Below are 20020 nucleotides of genomic sequence, written 5' to 3' on the forward strand. Positions count from 1 at the left end.
AAAGCCTACTGGTCGAGGAAGCTGCGCATCTTGCGGCTGCGGCTGGGGTGCTTCAATTTGCGCAGCGCCTTGGCCTCGATCTGGCGGATACGCTCGCGGGTGACCGAGAACTGCTGGCCGACTTCCTCGAGCGTGTGATCGGTGTTCATGCCGATGCCAAAGCGCATGCGGAGTACGCGCTCCTCGCGCGGCGTGAGGCTCGCCAGCACCCGGGTCACGGTTTCCTTGAGGTTCGCCTGGATCGCGGCGTCCACGGGGATGATCGCGTTCTTGTCCTCGATGAAATCGCCGAGATGCGAATCCTCCTCGTCGCCGATTGGCGTCTCGAGGCTGATCGGCTCCTTGGCGATCTTCATCACCTTGCGCACCTTCTCGAGCGGCATCGACAGGCGCTGCGCCATTTCTTCGGGAGTCGGCTCGCGGCCTTCCTCGTGGAGGAACTGGCGGCTGGTGCGGACCAGCTTGTTGATCGTCTCGATCATGTGCACCGGGATGCGGATCGTGCGCGCCTGATCGGCGATCGAGCGGGTGATCGCCTGGCGGATCCACCAGGTCGCATAGGTGCTGAACTTGTAGCCGCGGCGGTACTCGAACTTGTCGACCGCCTTCATCAAACCGATGTTGCCTTCCTGGATGAGATCCAGGAACTGCAGCCCGCGGTTGGTGTATTTCTTGGCGATCGAGATCACGAGCCGCAGGTTCGCCTCGACCATTTCCTTCTTGGCGATCCGCGCCTCGCGCTCGCCCTTTTGCACCATGTTGACGATCCGGCGGAACTCGGGGAGCGCCATACCGGTCTGGCTGGCAATATCGCTGATCTCGGTGCGGATGCGGTCGATCGCATCGGCCTCCTTGTCGGCGAAGGCGGCCCACTTCTTGTCCTTCTTGACCCGCGAAGTCAGCCAGTCGTCGTCCATCTCGTTGCCGATATAGGCTTCGAGGAAATCGACGCGCTTGACCTTGTGCCGTTCGGCGAGACGCAGCATCTGGCCGCCCAATGCGGTCAACCGGCGGTTGAAGGCGTACAGATTGTCGACCAGGAATTCGATCTTGTTCGCGTGGAACTGCACGCTCTCGACTTCGGCGGTAAGCTGTTCGCGCAGCGCCTCGTACTTCTTTTCCTTGGACGCCGGGAAATCCTCGCCCCGACCGAGCAGGTCGACCCGCTCGCCCTGGAGCTTCTCGAATTTCTTGAACAGGTCCTTGATGCGCGCGAAGCGTTCGATGGCATCCGGCTTGAGCGCAGCTTCCATCTGAGCAAGGGACATGGTGTTGTCCTCTTCCTCTTCGTCGTCCTTCTTGGCCGAGCCTTCCTCGCCGTCGTCGTCCTCGGAATCGCTGTCCTCGTCCTCATCCTCGTCGTCTTCGCGGATGGTGGGGCCGGCGGTTTCCTCGGAGATCTCTCCGTCGTCATCATCGTCGGCATCCTCGGCCATCTTGTCGGCCGGGGGTTCCTTGGACAGCATGGCGTCGAGATCGAGGATCTCGCGCAGCTGCATTTCCTCGGAATTGAGTGCTTCGGACCAGTGGATAATCGCGTGGAAGGTGATCGGGCTCTCGCACAGCCCAATGATCATCATGTCGCGCCCGGCCTCGATCCGCTTGGCGATGGCGATCTCGCCCTCGCGGCTGAGCAGTTCGACCGCACCCATCTCGCGCAGGTACATCCGTACCGGATCGTCGGTCCGCTCGCCGACGGCGAGCTTCTTGGTGACATTGGTGGTGGGTGTCTTGGGTTCTTTCTTGTCGCCCGTGGTGGCGATTTCCTCGACCTCGTCGTCGCGATCCGCTTCGGCTTCCGCCTCGGCATCCTCGTCGTTCTCGACGATCTGGACGCCCATTTCGCTCAAGGCGGTCTGGATATCCTCGATCTGGTCGGGGCTCATCTCGGCCGAAGGAAGACCGTCGTTGAGTTCGTCATAGGTGACGTAACCCTTCTTCTTGGCCTTCGCGATGAGCTTCTTGATCGACGCCTCGTTGAGGTCGATCAGGGGAGCGTCTTCTTTTTCGGCGGTCTTCGACTTGCTGGCCATAAGTGTCGCGTCAGTCCGTTTTATGGGCCGCGTCCGCCAGATCGGCGGAGCGGCTGTCTGATTCCTGCCGGGCCCTGCTGGCCCGCTTGCTTGCCATTTGCCCGAGTCGCGCCTCGAATTCCAGCTTGCGCCTGAGCAGGCGTTGCTGCTCGGCGAAAGCGCCTTCGGGATCACTTTCGAAACGCGCCGTGGCATCTGCCAGGGCGGCTTCGAGCGCGGGTCTCTCGACCAGCAACGACACGGCTTCGGCCAGCTCCTCGCGCGCATCAACCGGGTCTGTGCCTTCATCGAGAAAGGCGAAACGAGATGTTTCCGGTGGGGCAGGCAGGCCTTGGATAGGCGATATGGGCGATCCACCGGACAAATCAAGCGCTTCGGCGGTTTCGAGCAGCAAATCGATCGCCGGACCGATATTTTGGTCACGCATGGCGAGGTCGCTCAGCCCCTCCTCGTGGCGGACGATCTGGTCGGGAAAGCGCGCCAGTCCGGCGATCACCGCCACCGCCAGCGCATCGCGCCCACCGCCTGAAATCACGTGGCGCAGCTTGGCGGCGGCTTCGGGTGTGAGGGTCGGGGCGGGGCGGGGCGGCCCACCTTTTTTCCACGAACCACGCGGCGTCCACTCGCGCTTTGGGAAGGCGAAAGCGGAAAATCGCTCGGTGAGTTCGCGGCGGTAAAGCGCGCGGATATCGGGATCCGCAATCGAGTCGGCATGGTCGAGAAGGCGCTGCTTGAGGCCGGCCTTGTCCTCGGGTGAGGCGAGAGGCGACGATTCGCGTTCGACCTGCCACAGCATATCGAGCAGGCTGCTCGCACTCGCCAGCAGGTTTTCGAGCGCCTGGCGGCCCTCCTGTCGCAGCAGATCATCCGGATCGAGCCCCGAGGGGAGTTGGACGATCGCCAGCGAATGCGAAGGACGCAGCAGCGGCAGCGCGCGCTCGATCGCCCGCATCGCCGCGCGCCGTCCCGCGGCATCGCCGTCGAAACACAGGATCGGGCGTTCGACATGGCGCCACAGCAGTTCGAGCTGCTGTTCGGTCAGCGCGGTGCCCATCGGTGCCACCGCCTCGCCGATGCCCGCCTCGGCCAGGGCGATCACATCCATATAGCCCTCTACCACGATCATCCGCCCCGACTGGCGCGCGGCGGGCGCGGCGCGGTGGAGGTTGTAGAGCGTGCGGCCCTTGTCGAACAAAGGGGTGTCGGGGCTGTTGAGATATTTGGGCGCCTTGGGGTTGCTCTCGGCATCCAGAATGCGGCCACCGAATGCGATCACCCGCCCGCGTGCGTCCTGGATCGGCAGCATCAGCCGGTCGCGGAAGCGGTCGTAAGGATCACGCTCCTCGACCGAAATCCGCATCCCCGCCTCGACCAGCATCGGCTCCTCGAAACGCGCCAGCGCCCGGCCCAGCGCCTGGCGGCCTTCGGGCGCATAGCCGAAGCCGAATTCGCGCATAGTCGCCGAAGAAAAACCGCGCTTGGCAAGATAGCCGCGCGCCGCTGTGCCTTCAGCCGATCCCAGATTGGCGACGAACCACTCCTGCGCCGCTGCCGTGACATCCTGCAGTCCGGCGCGCTCCTCGGCGCGGCGGGCGGACTGTGGATCGGGGGCCGGAACCTCCATACCCGCTTCCACCGCCAGTTCCTTGACGGCATCCATGAAGGCGAGCCCGCGCTGGTCGGTCATCCAGCGGATCGCATCGCCATGCGCGCCGCAGCCGAAGCAGTGGTAAAAGCCTTTGGCGTCATTGATGGTGAAGCTGGGGGACTTCTCGTCGTGGAACGGGCAACAGGCCTTGAACTCGCGTCCCGCCTTCTGCAGCCGGACATGGCGCCCGATCACCGTGCTGAGCGTGATCCGCGCGCGCAATTCGTCCAGCCATTGGGGGCTCAGCATGGGGGGCTGCCGGCGCTTGTAGTGGCAAACCCTATCCCGTTCGTGTCGAGCGAAGTCGAGACACGCTCGCCCGGCGGACGCGCAAAATGCGAAACTCGCTGCCAATCCCCGGCTGCCAGCGCCTCCTTCTTGGCTCGCGACCACTTTTTCACGCGCAACTCGCTTTCAAGGGCCTCGGCCCGGGTGGTAAATTCCTGACACCACACAAAGGTGACCGGGAGCCGCCGCGAGGTGAAATCGCAATATCCGCCGTATTGATGCTGGGCGATGCGCCGTTCGAGATCGTCGGTGTGGCCCGTGTAATATTTCCCGTCGGCGCATTTCAGCATGTAGCACCAGAAGGGCATTGCGGTTCCTCCCTGCCAGCGTGTCTCGACTTCGCTCGACACGAACGGATGGGTGCTCGGATTGGACGGGTCGTAGCCCTGCCCGATTTTGCCGTTTGCCTCGAGCGAAGTCGAGAGGCGCTGATGCCGATTATTCCACAGGCATTTCGGCAGGCGGGAAGGGCGCGGTGGCGGTGGCGGTCATGCCGCCCGTCTCCAGCTCCCAGGCCTCGGACGGACCTTCGGGGGGCAGGGTGGACTGCCACCAGAAGGTGATCGTCGCGCCCGGGGACCAGCCTTCTCCCGAGATCACGCGCCAGATCAGTTGGCCCTCGTCGGAGGTGACGCCGATCGCTTCACCGTCGCCCAGCGCGGTCTCGGCCTGTTCGCGCGCATAGCCGATTGAGCCGTTGAAACCGGTGGCGCGGCGCGTGGTGCGAAACAGCGTGGCGTAGGATTCGCCGCTGGCGCCATCATCGGCCGCGGACGCGGTTTCGTCAGTCGCTTCCTCCGCAGCCAGGGTTACTTGGTGGACATAGGTGTAAACCGTGCCCTCGGGCATCGCGGCGGGGTCGCAGGTCGCGGTCTCGCGCGGGCAGGCGACAAAGCTCACGATGCTGCCGATCTCGCGCCCTTCCGCCATCAGCGGAGCCTCGACTTCGGTGCCCTGAGGGCCCTCGATCCTCGCCCCGAGCATCGCCTCGTCGTAATCGGCGGCAATCAGCGTGCGCGGCGCGGCAACGGTGGCCGTCGGGGTGGGCTCGGCCACCGCTTCGTCATCCGAGCCATCGCCGCAGGCGATCAGCGCCAGCGGGGCCAGTGCTACCGCGCCTAAGCGCAGCATCGTTCGGGACGCAATCACGCCAGGCTCTCCTTGACCATCGCGCTGGCCTTGGCGCCATCGAGCACCGCGCCGTGGCGTGCTTTCAGCTCAGCCATGACCTTCCCCATGTCCTTCATGCCTTCCGCCCCGGTTGCCGCCTTGGCCTCGTCGATCGCGGCGCGCATCTCGTCATCGTTCATCATCTGCGGCAGGAATTCGCCGATCACCGCCAGCTCGTCGCGCTCCTTGGCGGCCAGTTCCTCGCGCCCGCCGTCCTCGTACATCTGGATCGATTCGCGGCGCTGCTTGGCCATCTTCTGCAGGACCTCGATCACCAGCGTATCGTCCTCGGGCTGTTTGGCGGCGGTGCGCAACTCGATATCGCGATCCTTGATCTTGGCCGCGATCATTCGCAGCGTGGCGGTGCGATCCTTGGTTCCGGCCTTCATCGAGGTGGTGGTCGCGGTCTTGATGGTGTCGCGGATCATGGAAAAAGCCGTTCGTAAGTGTGGATGGATTGGCGCGGACATAGAACAGCGCGCCGTAAAGCCAAGCGTTCCTGTTGACGAAATGCCCGTCTCGCTCTAGCCGCTGGGCCTTAGCACACATTGCCGACAACCCCTGATACCGGAGCGCCCATGGCCCGTCCCGCACCTTCGCACGCGCAACCGCAAGGGGCCACCGGAGTCGTCGTCTTCGCCGACGGGACCTGCGTCTGGGGCAAGGGCTTTGGCGCGACCGGCAGCGCGGTCGGCGAAATCTGCTTCAACACCGCGATGACCGGCTATCAGGAGGTGATGACCGATCCCTCCTACGACAGCCAGATCGTCACCTTCACCTTCCCGCACATCGGCAACACCGGCGCCAACGAGGAAGACCACGAGAGCCGAGGCCTGGGGGCAGTCGGCTGCATCGTCCGGCAGGAGGTGACCCCGCATTCCAGCTTCCGCGCACAACAGGAATTCGCCGACTGGATGGTCGCGCATGGCAAGATCGGGCTGTCGGGCGTAGATACCCGCGCGCTGACCCGCCGCATCCGCACCGGGGGCGCGCCCAACGCGGTGATCGCGCACCATCCGAAGGGCAATTTCGACATCGCCGCACTGCAGGCGCAGGCGGCGGAGTGGTCGGGGCTCGAAGGCCTCGACCTGGTCCCGCGCGTCACCCGCGAAGGCACCCAAGACTGGACCGGCGGGAGCTGGCAGCTTGGCCATGGCTATGCCGCGGGCGAGGGCGACCGCCCGCATGTCGTCGCGCTGGACTACGGCGCCAAGGACAACACTTTCCGCTATCTGGTCAAGGCCGGCGCGAAGGTCACCGTGGTCCCGGCGCGCAGCACGCTCGAGGAAATCCTCGCGCTGAAACCCGCCGGCGTGTTCCTCTCCAACGGCCCGGGCGATCCGGCGGCGACGGGCGAATATGCGGTGCCGGTGATCAGGGAATTGCTGGAGCGCGACGTGCCGCTGTTCGGCATCTGCCTCGGCCACCAGCTGCTCGGCCTCGCGGCGGGAGCGAAAACCGCCAAGATGTTCCAGGGCCACCGCGGCGCCAACCATCCGGTCCAGCGCGTCGGCGGGGGCTGGGGGGCGAGCGAGGGCCTCGTCGAGATCACCAGCATGAACCACGGCTTCGCGGTCGATGGCGACAGCCTGCCCGCAGGCGTGGAGCAGACCCATGTCTCGCTGTTCGACGGCACCAATTGCGGCATCGCGATCACCGGCAAGCGAGCCTTCGGGGTGCAATACCATCCCGAGGCGAGCCCGGGCCCGCAGGACAGTTTCTACCTGTTCGAGAAGTTCGTGGGGATGTTGGGGTAAAGCCATGATTAGTCAGAAAAAAATCAATCTGGCTGTGCTTTATAAGGTTTATCAAATCTGTGAAGCGCGAGATCAAAGTCCCACCCACGACCAGATTAGGGGCGCTTTCAATGGCTTCATTCTGTCATTGAGACGCGTCGAAGTCGCGACTGAAAAATTGCAGAACGAGGGCTTGCTGGACTCCTGGGGTAGTTACGATACGGGACATACCTACTGCTCAATATCCGGCGAGGGCCTAGACGTCGTGGATAGGGCCCTTCGAATGCCTTCGTCGTTCATTGGGCGCATCGCGGCTCAAGGCGATGCGTGGTTGAATAGCGACGAAGCCGAGAAAGCAATTTTGGGTAAGAGATCGCGCCTGCAAGGCGATGATTTGGCTAATCTGGCTGATGTCGTTCACCCCGCCACCTCACGGGAAGCATCGCATGCGCCCGTGACGATCAACAACAACTTTGCGCCCTCGAATTTCAATGAGCAATCGGTGGAAAGCAAGCAGGAGGTTCAAAACTCTCCAGAGCCTTCCGCTACTCCGCAATGGATATCTATCCTCATCGCGCTACTCATCGGAGTAGCGGCAATCATTGCTACGCTTTACGCTGGCGGGAAGCTCTAAATGCCCAAACGCACTGACATCTCCTCGATCCTCGTCATCGGCGCCGGGCCGATCATCATCGGTCAGGCCTGCGAGTTCGACTATTCGGGCACGCAGGCGATCAAGGCGCTGCGCGAGGAGGGTTACCGGGTCGTCCTGGTCAATTCCAACCCCGCCACGATCATGACCGATCCGGACATGGCCGACGCCACCTATATCGAGCCGATCACCCCCGAGATCGTCGCCAAAATCATCGCCAAGGAGCGCCCCGATGCGCTGCTCCCGACGATGGGCGGGCAGACCGCGCTCAACTGCGCGCTGGCGCTCGATGCCGATGGCACGCTGGAGAAATACGGCGTCGAGATGATCGGTGCCAAGGCCGACGCCATCGACAAGGCCGAGAACCGCAACCGCTTTCGCGAGGCGATGGATGCGATCGGGCTGGAAAGCGCGCGGAGCGGGATCGCGCAATCGGTCGAGCAGGCGCATGAGGTGCTCGAGCGCACCGGCCTGCCCGCGATCATCCGCCCCAGCTTCACGCTCGGCGGGACCGGCGGCGGGATCGCCTACAACAAGGCCGAGTTCGAGCGGATCGTGCGTGAGGGCCTCGATGCCTCGCCCACCAAGGAAGTGCTGATCGAGGAATCGCTGCTCGGCTGGAAAGAGTTCGAGATGGAGGTGGTGCGCGATCGCAAGGACAATTGCATCATCATCTGCGCGATCGAGAATGTCGATCCGATGGGGGTCCACACCGGGGATTCGATCACCGTCGCGCCTGCGCTGACGCTGACCGACAAGGAATACCAGATCATGCGCTCGGCCAGCATCGCGGTGCTGCGCGAGATCGGGGTCGAGACCGGCGGGTCCAACGTCCAGTTCGCGGTCAACCCCGAGGATGGCCGGCTGATCGTGATCGAGATGAACCCGCGCGTCTCGCGCTCGTCCGCGCTGGCCTCCAAGGCGACCGGCTTCCCGATCGCGCGGATCGCGGCCAAGCTGGCGGTGGGCTACACGCTCGACGAGCTGACCAACGAGATCACCGGAGCGACCCCGGCCAGTTTCGAACCGACCATCGACTATGTCGTCACCAAGATCCCGCGTTTCACCTTCGAGAAATTTAAGGGCGCCAAGCCCGAACTGTCCACCGCGATGAAATCGGTGGGCGAGGTGATGGCGATCGGGCGCTGCTTCGCCGAGAGCATGCAGAAGGCGCTGCGCGGGCTCGAAACCGGGCTCGACGGCTTCAATCGCGTGCCGGAGCTCGAGGGGGTGTCGAAGGACAAGATCACCGCCGCGCTGTCGCAACGCAATCCCGAACGGATTCTGCGGATCGGGCAGGCCTTCCGCGAAGGGTTCACGGTCGAGGAAGTGCAGGCGATCACCGGCTTCGACCCGTGGTTCCTGCGCCAGATCGAGGCGATCATCTACGAAGAGCAGATGCTCGCCCACAATGGCCTGCCGCGCGATGCGGTCGAGATGCGGCGCTTGAAGGCGATGGGCTTCTCCGACAAGCGCCTCGCGACGCTCGCCGTGCGTTCGGTCGGGGTGGCGGGCGGCATGGGCGAGACCCAGGCGCGCCGTTCGGGTCTGCTCCACGATGCGCTGCGCGCCATGGCCGGCGCCACCAGCGAGCGCGAAGTCCGCGACCTGCGCCGCAAGCTCGGCGTCGAACCGGTGTTCAAGCGGATCGACAGCTGCGCCGCCGAGTTCGAGGCGGTCACGCCCTATATGTATTCGACGTACGAGGCCCCCAGCTTCGGTGAACCCGAAAACGAGGCGCAGCCTACCGACCGGCGCAAGATCGTGATCCTCGGCGGTGGGCCCAACCGCATCGGCCAGGGCATCGAGTTCGACTATTGCTGCGTCCACGCCTGCTTCGCGCTGGCCGAGGCGGGCTATGAGACGATCATGGTCAATTGCAATCCCGAGACCGTCTCGACCGATTACGACACTTCCGACCGGCTCTATTTCGAGCCGCTGACCGAGGAAGACGTGCTCGAGATCCTGCGCGTCGAGCAGCAGGCGGGCGAGCTGGTCGGAGTGATCGTCCAGCTTGGCGGGCAGACCCCGCTCAAGCTGGCCGCAGCGCTCGAGCGCGAGGGCATCCCGATCCTCGGCACCAGCCCCGACGCGATCGATCTCGCCGAGGACCGCGAGCGGTTCGCGAAGCTGGTCAACAAGCTTGGCCTCAAGCAGCCCGACAACGGCATCGCCAAGAGCCGCGACGAGGCCGCGGCGGTGGCGCGGACCATCGGCTATCCGGTGCTGCTGCGCCCCAGCTATGTGCTGGGCGGGCGGGCGATGGAGATCGTCGATTCCGAAGCCCAGCTCGATGACTACATCGCCACCGCGGTCAACGTCTCGGGCGACAGCCCGGTGCTGGTCGACCAATATCTGCGCGATGCGATCGAATGCGATGTCGATGTCATCGCCGACGGCGTCGAGGTGCGCATCGCGGGCGTGATGCAGCATATCGAGGAAGCGGGCGTCCACTCGGGCGACAGCGCCTGCACGCTGCCGCCCTACAGCCTCTCGGACGACATCGTCGCCGAGATGGAGCGTCAGGCACGCCAGCTCGCCCTCGCGCTCGATGTGCGCGGGCTGATGAACGTACAATTCGCGGTTCAGGACGGACCCGACGGGCAGGAGGTGTTCCTGATCGAGGTCAACCCGCGCGCCAGCCGGACCGTGCCCTTCGTCGCCAAGGCGATCGGTCGCCCTGTCGCCAAGATTGCCGCGCGGGTGATGGCGGGCGAGCCACTCTCCAATTTCGAACCCTTCGACATCCGCCCGGCGCATATGAGCGTCAAGGAAGCGGTGTTCCCCTTCGCGCGCTTCCCCGGTTCGGACCCGGCGCTCTCGCCCGAGATGAAAAGCACCGGCGAGGTGATGGGGATCGATGCCGATTTCCCCGCCGCCTTCCTCAAGTCGCAGATTGGTGCGGGGATGGTCCTGCCGCGCACGGGCACGCTGTTCGTCTCGGTAAAGCACAGCGACAAGCCGGTCATCCTGCCGGCAGTCCGGACGTTGATCGAGATGGGCTTCGAGGTGATCGCGACCGAGGGCACGCAGACCTATCTGGCCGAGCAGGGGCTGGCGGTCACGCGGGTCAACAAGGTCGCCGAGGGGCGCCCGCATGTGGTCGATGCCATCATCGACGGCGAGGTCGATCTGATCTTCAACACCACCGAGGGCTGGCAGTCGCTGCTGGACTCGCAATCGATCCGCGCCTCGGCGCTCGATCGCAAGCTGCCGTACTACACGACCGCGGCAGCATCGCTGGCCGCAGCGCGGGCAATCGCGGAAGTTCGGCCAGACGAGCTTGAAGTGCGCTCGCTGCAAGACTATTATAGCTAGCTGACAATTATCCTTCCGGACATTCCACGCTGATCGAACCGCTCCCCGAGCGGCGCAGCCGCGAATTGCCGGAATCGACAGAACAGGAAGGACACTGGTCCGAATGGAAAAGGTACCGATGCTCGCCGAGGGTTATGAGAAGCTCATGACCGATCTCAGGGCTTTGCGCGAAGAGCGCCCGCGCGTGGTCGATGCGATCGAGGAAGCGCGCGCGCATGGCGATCTGTCGGAAAACGCGGAATATCACGCCGCGAAGGAACGCCAGGGCCAGATCGAGATGAATATCGCGGACATCGAGGACAAGGTGACCCGCGCACAGATCATCGATCCGACGACGCTGTCGGGCGATCATATCCAGTTCGGCGCAACCGTCACCTTGCTCGACGAGAACGACAAGCCGGTGAAATACCAGATCGTCGGCGTGGTCGAGGCCGATGCGAACAATGGCCGCATTTCCTACAACTCGCCCATCGGTCGCGCCCTGATCGGCAAGAGCCTGAAAGACGAAGTCGAGGTGACTGTGCCCTCGGGCGACAAGTTCTACCTGGTCGAGAAAATCGAGTTCATCTGAACGGTCGAGTTTCGAAGCAGACTTTGAAACTGGTTTTTCCGATAGCCGGGGCTCCGCTTGCGGACCCCGGCTTTTTCGTCAGAGGCTGGTCTCGTCAGAGGCCGGGTTTGTCAGACGCTCGGGTCCAGCAGTTTGTGCAGGTGGACCACAACATATTTCATTTCGGCATCGTCGACTGTGCGCTGCGCATTGGCGCGCCACATCTCTTCGGCGGCTTCATAATCCGAATAGACCCCGACCACATGGATCGATTCCGGATCCTTGAACTCCATGCTCCGCGGATCGGAAACGCGTCCGCCCATTACGAGATAAAGGGTCTGCTTGGCGGTGGTTTCTTCCATGGCGTTCGGCTTTCATCCGTGGGGGAGGGGATGCCGCGCCCCATAAAGCAAGCGGCGCGACAGGCAAGCCCGTCGCGCCGCTCGAGATGTCAGGCACCCGGAAACACCCGGGTTGCGCTGTTGCTCAGTGGTTTATGCGCGAGCGCAGATCGCGCATGGTGCGAGAAGCCTTGCGACCGGCGCGGCGCTTGGTCCCGCGCAGGGCATCGCCGGCGACATCGGCGCGATAGGCGGCGTCGCGGCGCAGGCTGCGCGCTGCCGAACTCAGCGTTTCGCCGAGATCCTGCAGGCCGTCGGAGCCGGAGCGCGCTGCCGCGGAGGTAACCGTACCCGCGCGGTCGAATGCGTCGAGGCCGTAATTCATCGCGGTGTCCGCAGCCATTGCAGCCAGCACCCCGGTGCGGCGCGTCAGACGGCGACCGGGGCGAGTCATCGCTCCGATGGCGAGGCCCAGACCGATTGCCCCGGCAACTGTCGCCAGCGGATGACGCTTGGCGAAATCGGTGACGGTGTTGGCGGCGTCCTTGGCCATGTCGGCTACGCTGCGCTCGGCGTTGCGCTGCTCTGCCGCGTCGATCTTGTCGCGCAGGGCTGCACGCTTGTCTTCATCGGTCAGGATTTTTGTATCTGTCTCATTACTCATGGTTTTCTCCGAATTTCATGTCTGGATGCTCAACGGCGCCAGCGGCTTTCTTGTTCCGGCTCGTCATGACGTTCACCGTACCGGTCGCGGTCATCTCGGTCGCCGCGGGCGTCATCACGATCGTCTGGATCCTCTCCAAACAGCGCGTCGATAATCGGGTTGCGTGCAAACCAGAGCACCAGCGCCGCGACGATCGCGGCAAGCGCCCCCTTGTTGTCGGTCGCAACCTCGACTGCCTCGTCATAGACCTCGCTGGCACCATCGGCGATGCGGTCGGCAGCGCGCGCTCCGATGCTGCGCTCCGCGAGGTCGGCCTTGAGATGCGCGATATCGGCTTCGACCAGGGCCTTTGCCGAATTGCGCAAATGGCGATCCTCGATCATGCGTAGGCGGGCCGTGCTCATTGTCCATCCTCCGCAAATGCCGAGCGAATGTCATCGACCTTGGCCTTGAGCTTGCGCAGCAACACCACCCCCAGCACAATTAGCCCCAGCGTCACGATAGCGGTCGCGAACCATGGTCCGACCAGCGGCATGAGCGCGATGAGCACGCCGACGGTCAGGGCAATCAACGCGAGGTGAAAAACCCCGAACGCCGCTGCGCCGTACACGGCTACGAATTTCAAGCGGTTGGCGGCGAAGCCTGCGCGACTTTTCTGGTAGGCGACCTCGGCTTGTGCGTAGGTTTTGCCATCTGCGAACAAGGCGAGAAGATCGTCGAACAGCGATGGAGGGGGAGGGCTTGCCTCCCCCTCGTCATCGGCATAATTCTCGGAAGCCCCATATTGGTCAGGCAGATCGGTCGTCCCGATATGCTGCCGCCTCGCTTCGATTTCTCCGTCCAATACGGTCATGCCGCGATCCTGCACGCGTTCAGCGACGCGAGCCGCCGAAAATGCGCGAGAGCATATACCCGGCAACTGCTGCCATCCCGATCGCGAGACCCGGGCTCTTGCGCACGAATTCGCGACCGTCTTCGGTCAATTCGTCGATCGACTTCTGGTCGAGCCGGGCGGCGGTATCGTCGAGCGAGCGCGACGCAGTGCGGGCGTAATCGCCATATTGCGCACCGAGCTTTTCGTCGACCACATGGGCATTATCGGCGACCATTCGGCTCAAGGAAGAGATCCCGCCGCTCAGCTTGGCCTTGCCGTCATTGGCCAGCTCGCGCCCTTTGGTCTTGGCTTCTTCACCATAGCCCTTGGCGTCGGTGGCGAGGGCATCGCCCTTGCCACGCGCCTGGGTGCGATATGCGCTGGCACGTTCGCCGGCCTCGGCACGAAGAGCGGCGGCACCGGCCTTGGCTTCCTGGACGGCGGCATTGAAGCGCGTCTTGGCCTCGGCACGATGCTCGTTGCCGGCACCGGTGTCGATGGCGCCCGGAGCGGTGGTCGCGGTGCCGGTCTTGGCGGCGGGGGTCTTGGTGGTGGTTGCGGTGTTGGTCATGGGTGCGGTCTCCTTCGCTGCGCCGGTCTTTGCCACGGTCTTGCGTGGTTTTGCGGCGGTGGTTTGTTTGGCGGCGGTTTTCGTCGACGCCTTCTTGTTATTGCTGTCGAACGTTTCTGCCATCGGTCATACCCTCAAAGTTCGGTTCTCGTCCGGACGCGTCTAAGCGATCCGGCCTTCGATATTGCAACGCAACTTGCGGAGCTTGGTTCCGCGGCATAGAGCGACCCGAATTCCCCATCTGGGGGTGTATTACAGAATTACAACACTTCTACGGAGTCTGCCGCAATGACCCTGATCATCGACCTGCACGCTCGCGAAATTCTCGATAGCAGGGGCAACCCGACCGTCGAGGTCGACGTGTTGCTCGACGATGGTAGTTTCGGACGCGCCGCGGTGCCATCGGGCGCTTCGACCGGCGCGTATGAGGCCGCCGAATTGCGCGATGGGGACCAGAGCCGCTATCACGGCAAGGGCGTGCAACAGGCGGTCAACGCCGCCAACACCGAGATCGCCGACGCCGTTCTTGGGCTCGACGCAGAGGATCAGCGCGACATCGACATGGTCATGATCGAGCTCGACGGGACCCCGAACAAGAGTCGGCTTGGCGCCAACGCGATCCTGGGCACCAGCCTCGCGGTCGCCAAGGCCGCGGCCGATGCGCGCGGACTGCCGCTCTATTCCTACATCGGAGGGGTCTCGGCGCATGTGTTGCCGGTGCCGATGATGAACATCATCAACGGCGGCGAGCATGCCGACAACCCGATCGATATCCAGGAATTCATGGTGATGCCGGTGGGCGCCGACAGCCTTGCCGAAGGCGTGCGCTGGGGCGCGGAAATCTTCCACACGCTGAAGAAGGGTCTGGCGCAGAAGGGCCTTTCGACCTCGGTCGGCGACGAGGGCGGGTTTGCCCCCGATCTGGCCAGCACCCGCGATGCGCTCGACTTCATCATGGAATCGATCCGCGATGCCGGCTTCAAGCCCGGCGAGGACGTCGTCCTCGCGCTCGATTGCGCCGCGACCGAATTCTACCGCGATGGCCGCTACGAAATTTCCGGCGAGCAGCTGTCGCTCGATGGTGCCCAAATGGCCGAATATCTCGACCGGCTGTGCCGCGACTATCCGATCCGCTCGATCGAGGACGGCATGGCGGAGGACGATTTCGAGGGCTGGCTGGCGCTCACCGAGCGGATCGGCAGCACCGTCCAGCTGGTCGGCGACGATCTTTTCGTGACCAATCCTGCACGGCTGACCGACGGGATCGGGCGCGGGCTCGCCAATTCGCTGCTGGTCAAGGTCAACCAGATCGGCACGCTGTCCGAGACTCTCGACGCGGTCGCGATCGCGACCCGCGCCGGCTACACATCGGTGATGAGCCATCGCTCGGGCGAGACCGAGGATGCGACCATTGCCGACCTCGCGGTCGCGACCAATTGCGGGCAGATCAAGACCGGCTCGCTGGCACGCTCGGATCGGTTGGCGAAATACAACCAGCTGATCCGTATCGAGGAAGAACTGGGCCACAGCGCGCATTACGCGGGCAGGGCATGTTTCGGAAACCGCGCGCGCTAGTCGCCTGCTCTTGTAAGGGGGCGACTCAGGATTTCGCGGCGCGGTTCTTGGGATGGAACCAGTATTGCCACACGCCCCAGGCGTTGATCAGCAGCAGCACCCCGTTCATCGCGGCGAGCGGGATCGCGTCGGTGCTGAGCCCGATGTGGATCCACAGCACCGAAACCGCGCAGAACAGCACGAAGCCCCATCCCGTCGCGCGGCGACCCAGATCGAAAGCGATCATCGACGCGGCGAGCACCGCGCCGATCGAGGCGATCCAGTCTATCGGTCCATTCATCTTCTGGCCCCTCTTGCCTGCCGGTTTGCCTGATTGTCAGGACGGATGGTCCCGACTAGCGTTCCTCCCCTAACAAAGGGCAAGTCCAAAAAGGGCTGTCTTACAGGGAGGAGAGCGGCTTGGCAGAATTTCCCACGCATCCCGATGCGGTAACCCCCGATTGGTTGGGCCATGTGCTCGGCAGGGCGGTTGCGGGCATCGAATGGAAACCGATCGGCACCGGACAGGTCGGCGACAGCGTGCGCTTCACGATCGCCTTCAAAGGTCAGACCGAGACCGGAACCTTCGCGGCCAAGTTCCCGGCGGCCGATTCAACGAGCCGCGGGACGGCGGCGATGTTCGGGCTCTATCGCAAGGAGGTCGAGTTCTACCGCCAGGCGGCGCCGCATCTGCAGGTCCGGGTCCCGCAGGTGCATTTCGTCGATGTCTCCGAAGACGGCGCCGATTTCCTGCTGCTGTTCGAGGATCTGGGCCCGGCGCGGCAGGGCGACCAGATCGCCAGCTGCGGTCTGGACGATGCCAAAGCTGCAATCCGCCAGGCCGCCGCGATCCACGCGCCGAGCTGGGGCAGGGTGGAACTGCTTGAGGCCGACTGGCTGCAGCCGCCACTGGGGCAGGCTGAGCGGATCGCGCAAATGTATCCGCAGGCGCAGGCGATTTTCCGCGAGCGCTATCGCGACACTCTGGACCCGGCGATGATGACGCTGTGCGACGAACTGGCGGCGCAGAGCGAGCGGTATTTCACCCGTCACGATCCGCCGCAATGCCTCGTCCACGGCGATTTCCGGCTCGACAACATGCTGTTCGACGTGCGCGGCGGGCAGGAACCCATCGCCGTGCTCGACTGGCAGACCACCGCAATCGGACAGGGCATGACCGATGTCGCCTATCTGCTCGGCTGCGGGCTAGGCGAGGCGATGTGGCGCACGCACGAGGACGAGCTGCTCGATCTCTATCTGCTGGAGATGGCGGCGCTCGGGGTCGAGCTGTCGCGCGCACAGACCCGCCGCGACTATCGACTCGGCGCTTTACACGGGGTCTCGACTGCGGTGTTCAGCGCCGCCTTCGTCGAGCGGACGACACGCGGCGATGCCAATTTTCTCTCGATGGCTCGCGGGGCCTGTTCGCTGGCGCTCGAGCATGACAGTATCGCCGCGTTAAAGGGAGACAACTGATGGCCTTGTCCAGGGGCGACGACTATCCGATCCACCAGACCCCGGAACCGGTCGCCTTTGCGGGCACCGACCGCAATTTCTACGACCGCTATTTCTTCAATGGCTATGCTCCGGACGGCAGCGGTTTCTTCGCCGCCGCGCTGGGCGTCTATCCGCATCTCGATGTCATCGACGCGCATTTCAACGTGGTGCGCGACGGGGTCCAATACTGCATCCATGCGAGCCGTGAGCTGGGCATGGAGCGGATGGATCTGTCGGTCGGCCCTTTCCATGTCGAAGTGCTCGAACCGCTCAAGCGGCTCAAGGTGCGGCTTGAACCCTTCGAGGGGCTGGCCGCGGAGGTGGAGTTTACCGGTCGCTCGTTCCCGATCGAGGAGCCGCGCTTCATCCATCGCATCGGTCCGCGCGCCTTCATGGACTACACGCGGATGACCCAGAACGGCCACTATCAGGGCTGGATCGAGATCGATGGCGACCGCCGCGAGCTGGCGCCGGGCACCTGCGGCACACGCGACCGCAGCTGGGGGGTCCGCCCGGTGGGCGCGCGCGATGCGCAGCCGATCCCCGGCCATCCGCAACTGGGCTTTTTCTGGCAATGGACCCCGATCAATTTTCCCGATGGCAGCCTGTTTTTCCACATCAATGCCGACAGTCATGGGCAGGCCTGGAACACCCGCGCCGCTTGGGCGGCCGACGGGGCCGATGCGACGCAGCTTTACGAAGGAGCAGGCGGGATGCGCGCGCGGCTCGAGAGCGGCACCCGCTGGCCCAGCGGCGGCACGCTGTCGCTGGCGGTCAAGGGCGCGCCTGAGGAATTGCAGCTCGAACCGCTGGGGCGCTTCCAGATGCGCGGGCTGGGCTACACCCATCCCGAATGGGGCCACGGCATCCATCATGGTGCGCTCCGGGTCGAACGCGAGGATATCGACCTCGCCAGCCTCGATCCGCTCGCACCGGAGAATTTGCATGTGCAGATGCCGGTTGCGGTGACCGGCGCGGACACCGAAGGCATCGGCGTGTTCGAACAATTGGTGATCGGCCCGTTTGCGCCGCTGGGGCTCGAACAGGTCCTCGATGGCGCGCCCTAGCCGGCGAACCGGTCCGCGAGCTTCATCAGTGCCATCGCCGCCTTTGCAGCCTCGCCGCCCTTATCCTTCTGCGCCGGGTCGGCGCGGACGCGGGCCTGGTCGTCGTTCTCGACGGTGAGGATGCCGTTGCCGATCGCGATCCCGTCCATGGTCAACGCCATGATCCCGCGCGCGCTTTCGCCCGCCACGATCTCGAAATGATAGGTCTCGCCGCGGATCACCACGCCGAGCGCGACATAGCCGTCGTACTCTCCGGCCTCGGCGGCCAGCGAGATTGTACCGGGGATCTCGAGCGCGCCGGGCACGGTGAGCATTTCCACCGAATGCCCCGCATCCTCCAGCGCCTTCCTGGCACCGGCAATCAGCAGATCGTTGAATTCGTCGTAGAAGCGCGCCTCGACGATGAGGAATTTGGCCATGGTTTTCGTTCCTGTCAGGCGGGGATGGGCTGCTGGCCGGTAACGCTGAGGCCGTAGCCCTCGAGCCCGACCACGGTCTTTTCGTGATCGCTGAGCAGGATCATGTCGCTCACCCCGCGATCGACCAGGATCTGCGCACCGATGCCGTAATCGCGCAATTCGCCGCCAGCATGGGGCGCGCGGCCGATCTCGGCCTGCAATTGCTCGGGGCGGTCGGGCATGATGCAGACGATCACCCCGCTGCCATGCTCGCCGATCGCCGCCATCGAGCGCTGCAGCGTGCGCTTGCGCGGCCCCGACTGGCCCAGAATATCGTCGAAGATCGAGATCGAATGCATCCGCACCAGCGTCGGCTGTTCGGGATCGACATGGCCTTTCTGCAACACGACATGCGTCGCCCCGCCGACCTTGCTGCGATAGCTCATCGCCCGCCAGTCACCGCCGTAATCCGACGTCAGCGCGCTTTCGCTGACCTGTTCCACCAGATGGTCGTTGCGCATCCGGTATTCGATCAGGTCGCGGATGGTGCCGATCTTGAGCCCGTGCTTGCGCGCGAAGGTCACCAGATCGTCGAGCCGGGCCATGGTCCCGTCCTCGTTCATGATCTCGCAGATCACGCCCGAAGGGTTCAGCCCGGCAAGCCGCGAGATATCGACCGCCGCTTCGGTGTGACCGGCACGGACCAGCACCCCGCCGTCGCGCGCAGCGAGCGGGAAGACATGGCCGGGGGCAACGATATCCTCGGGCCCCTTGGTCGAATCGATTGCCACCGAGACGGTGCGCGCGCGATCAGCGGCGGAAATCCCGGTGGTCACGCCCTCGCGCGCCTCGATCGAGATGGTGAAGGCGGTCTGCATGCTTTCGCGATTGTTGCGTGTCATCGGCTCGAGCCCGAGCGCGTCCACGCGGCGACGGTCGAGCGAAAGGCAGATCAGACCGCGGCCGTGGGTGGCCATGAAATTGATCGCCTCGGGGGTCGCCATCTGCGCCGGGATGATCAGATCGCCCTCGTTCTCGCGATCCTCGTCGTCGACCAGCACATACATCCGCCCGTTGCGCGCCTCGTCGATGATCTCCTCGATCCCGACGAGCACCGGGGTCTCGTCATTGGCATCGAGAAAGCCGTCGAGCTTGCGCAAGGTATCGGTGGTCGGGTTCCAGCTCTCGAGCGCACAATCGCGCAAGGTGTTGGCATGCAGCCCCGCAGCGCGGGCAAGCCCGGCGCGGGTCATGGTTCCGTCCGCGATCAATGCGCGGACCCGTTCGAGTGTGGTGCTCATGCGCGATGCGCTATCACATCGTAATGTGCTGACGCAAGTGGGCTTCACATCAAAAGGGCGTGACGAGAACACACAAGCATTTTGCGCGCCATGCAGCCCCGCCTTTTGCAAACACCAGAAGGGGTAAAGGCGCTTTCTAATTTATGTGAAAAAATGGTGGACGCACTTGGGTTCGAACCAAGGGCCCGCTGATTAAGAGTCGTGGCAGTGGCAGTTACGCGCTGTTGCCCTCTGGTTCGTGATTCTCATCTAAGATACTGACCAGACAGGCTGAACTTATGGTGTAAGATGCTTCCCCCTACGGCGACTTACTCCAGAATTCTCCCCACTCTGGTTGCTATATGGTTGCCATCGTGTC

At 64.1% G+C, this 20020-nt stretch carries 21 protein-coding genes; 8 read left to right on the forward strand and 13 right to left on the reverse strand.

The genetic code is table 11. From position 1 onward, the window contains the following. Positions 1 to 5: 5 nt before the first annotated feature. The 5 genes from rpoD to A9995_RS12845 all read right to left on the reverse strand — a co-directional run bounded on the left by rpoD (position 6) and on the right by A9995_RS12845 (position 5567). Positions 6 to 2033 carry an RNA polymerase sigma factor RpoD gene (gene rpoD / locus A9995_RS12825; protein WP_067613601.1) on the reverse strand — a complete coding sequence of 676 codons (2028 nt, stop codon included), beginning with the start codon at positions 2031 to 2033 and terminating at the stop codon, positions 6 to 8. Positions 2034 to 2043: 10 nt separating this feature from the next. Next, positions 2044 to 3930, reverse strand: coding sequence for a DNA primase (dnaG, locus tag A9995_RS12830; protein ID WP_067613603.1), 1887 nt, complete (start codon positions 3928 to 3930; stop codon positions 2044 to 2046). Continuing rightward, positions 3924 to 4277, reverse strand: coding sequence for a GIY-YIG nuclease family protein (locus A9995_RS12835; protein WP_067613682.1), 354 nt, complete (start codon positions 4275 to 4277; stop codon positions 3924 to 3926). Before A9995_RS12835 ends, dnaG begins: the two co-directional genes overlap by 7 nt. Positions 4278 to 4407: 130 nt before the next feature. Then, a complete protein-coding gene (locus tag A9995_RS12840; protein WP_145916947.1) occupies positions 4408 to 5118 on the reverse strand; it encodes a hypothetical protein in 711 nt (236 codons plus the stop codon). Then, on the reverse strand, positions 5115 to 5567 hold the full coding sequence (locus tag A9995_RS12845) for a GatB/YqeY domain-containing protein (protein ID WP_067613607.1): 453 nt from the start codon (positions 5565 to 5567) through the stop codon (positions 5115 to 5117). The genes A9995_RS12840 and A9995_RS12845 overlap by 4 nt, the downstream gene beginning before the upstream one ends. A gap of 150 nt (positions 5568 to 5717) precedes the next feature. On the opposite strand from A9995_RS12845, the gene carA reads away from it, so the two are divergent. From carA to greA, 4 genes are all read left to right on the forward strand, one after another. Continuing rightward, positions 5718 to 6896 (forward strand): glutamine-hydrolyzing carbamoyl-phosphate synthase small subunit, encoded by a 1179-nt coding sequence (carA, locus tag A9995_RS12850; protein WP_067613609.1) that lies wholly within the window; start codon positions 5718 to 5720, stop codon positions 6894 to 6896. A 4-nt stretch (positions 6897 to 6900) separates the two neighbouring features. Further along, positions 6901 to 7509 carry a hypothetical protein gene (locus A9995_RS12855; RefSeq protein ID WP_067613611.1) on the forward strand — a complete coding sequence of 203 codons (609 nt, stop codon included), beginning with the start codon at positions 6901 to 6903 and terminating at the stop codon, positions 7507 to 7509. Next, on the forward strand, positions 7510 to 10845 hold the full coding sequence (gene carB, locus A9995_RS12860) for a carbamoyl-phosphate synthase large subunit (protein ID WP_067613613.1): 3336 nt from the start codon (positions 7510 to 7512) through the stop codon (positions 10843 to 10845). Between the two features lie 103 nt (positions 10846 to 10948). Then, positions 10949 to 11416 (forward strand): transcription elongation factor GreA, encoded by a 468-nt coding sequence (gene greA / locus A9995_RS12865; protein ID WP_067613615.1) that lies wholly within the window; start codon positions 10949 to 10951, stop codon positions 11414 to 11416. 110 nt (positions 11417 to 11526) lie between these two features. Here greA and A9995_RS12870 read toward each other — a convergent pair whose 3' ends face one another. The 5 genes from A9995_RS12870 to A9995_RS12890 form a co-directional block, all read right to left on the reverse strand. Continuing rightward, positions 11527 to 11757: a DUF4170 domain-containing protein gene (locus tag A9995_RS12870; RefSeq protein ID WP_067613617.1), complete on the reverse strand. Its 231-nt coding sequence runs from the start codon at positions 11755 to 11757 to the stop codon at positions 11527 to 11529. A 124-nt stretch (positions 11758 to 11881) separates the two neighbouring features. Next, the gene (locus A9995_RS12875; protein WP_082992708.1) at positions 11882 to 12400 is read right to left on the reverse strand and encodes a hypothetical protein; all 519 of its coding nucleotides are present in this window, start codon (positions 12398 to 12400) and stop codon (positions 11882 to 11884) included. Positions 12401 to 12429: 29 nt separating this feature from the next. Further along, on the reverse strand, positions 12430 to 12804 hold the full coding sequence (locus tag A9995_RS12880) for a hypothetical protein (RefSeq protein WP_145916949.1): 375 nt from the start codon (positions 12802 to 12804) through the stop codon (positions 12430 to 12432). Next, positions 12801 to 13253, reverse strand: coding sequence for a phage holin family protein (locus A9995_RS12885; protein ID WP_145916950.1), 453 nt, complete (start codon positions 13251 to 13253; stop codon positions 12801 to 12803). Before A9995_RS12885 ends, A9995_RS12880 begins: the two co-directional genes overlap by 4 nt. A 19-nt stretch (positions 13254 to 13272) precedes the next feature. Next, on the reverse strand, positions 13273 to 13845 hold the full coding sequence (locus tag A9995_RS12890; protein WP_233998212.1) for a hypothetical protein: 573 nt from the start codon (positions 13843 to 13845) through the stop codon (positions 13273 to 13275). Between A9995_RS12890 and A9995_RS17415 the strand changes: the two genes are divergently transcribed. Both A9995_RS17415 and eno read left to right on the forward strand, forming a co-directional pair. Continuing rightward, a complete protein-coding gene (locus tag A9995_RS17415) occupies positions 13844 to 14011 on the forward strand; it encodes a hypothetical protein (RefSeq protein WP_233998213.1) in 168 nt (55 codons plus the stop codon). The two genes, A9995_RS12890 and A9995_RS17415, sit on opposite strands and share 2 nt — an antisense overlap. A gap of 122 nt (positions 14012 to 14133) precedes the next feature. Continuing rightward, entirely contained in the window at positions 14134 to 15420 is a 1287-nt protein-coding gene (eno, locus tag A9995_RS12895) for a phosphopyruvate hydratase (RefSeq protein WP_067613623.1), read from the forward strand. Positions 15421 to 15445: 25 nt separating this feature from the next. Here eno and A9995_RS12900 read toward each other — a convergent pair whose 3' ends face one another. Continuing rightward, the gene (locus tag A9995_RS12900; protein ID WP_067613625.1) at positions 15446 to 15700 is read right to left on the reverse strand and encodes a hypothetical protein; all 255 of its coding nucleotides are present in this window, start codon (positions 15698 to 15700) and stop codon (positions 15446 to 15448) included. 119 nt (positions 15701 to 15819) lie between these two features. Here A9995_RS12900 and A9995_RS12905 point away from each other — a divergent pair, with 119 nt between their 5' ends. Continuing rightward, on the forward strand, positions 15820 to 16875 hold the full coding sequence (locus tag A9995_RS12905) for a phosphotransferase family protein (RefSeq protein WP_067613627.1): 1056 nt from the start codon (positions 15820 to 15822) through the stop codon (positions 16873 to 16875). After that, on the forward strand, positions 16875 to 17963 hold the full coding sequence (locus A9995_RS12910) for a hypothetical protein (protein ID WP_067613629.1): 1089 nt from the start codon (positions 16875 to 16877) through the stop codon (positions 17961 to 17963). Before A9995_RS12905 ends, A9995_RS12910 begins: the two co-directional genes overlap by 1 nt. Here A9995_RS12910 and ribH read toward each other — a convergent pair. Continuing rightward, entirely contained in the window at positions 17960 to 18382 is a 423-nt protein-coding gene (gene ribH, locus A9995_RS12915) for a 6,7-dimethyl-8-ribityllumazine synthase (protein ID WP_067613631.1), read from the reverse strand. The two genes, A9995_RS12910 and ribH, sit on opposite strands and share 4 nt — an antisense overlap. A gap of 14 nt (positions 18383 to 18396) precedes the next feature. Next, positions 18397 to 19662, reverse strand: a complete 1266-nt coding sequence (ribB, locus tag A9995_RS12920; protein WP_067613633.1) for a 3,4-dihydroxy-2-butanone-4-phosphate synthase — start codon at positions 19660 to 19662, stop codon at positions 18397 to 18399. Positions 19663 to 20020 lie beyond the last annotated feature (358 nt).

The organism is Erythrobacter sp. QSSC1-22B, assembly GCF_001678665.1.
Classification (GTDB): Bacteria; Pseudomonadota; Alphaproteobacteria; order Sphingomonadales; family Sphingomonadaceae; genus Qipengyuania.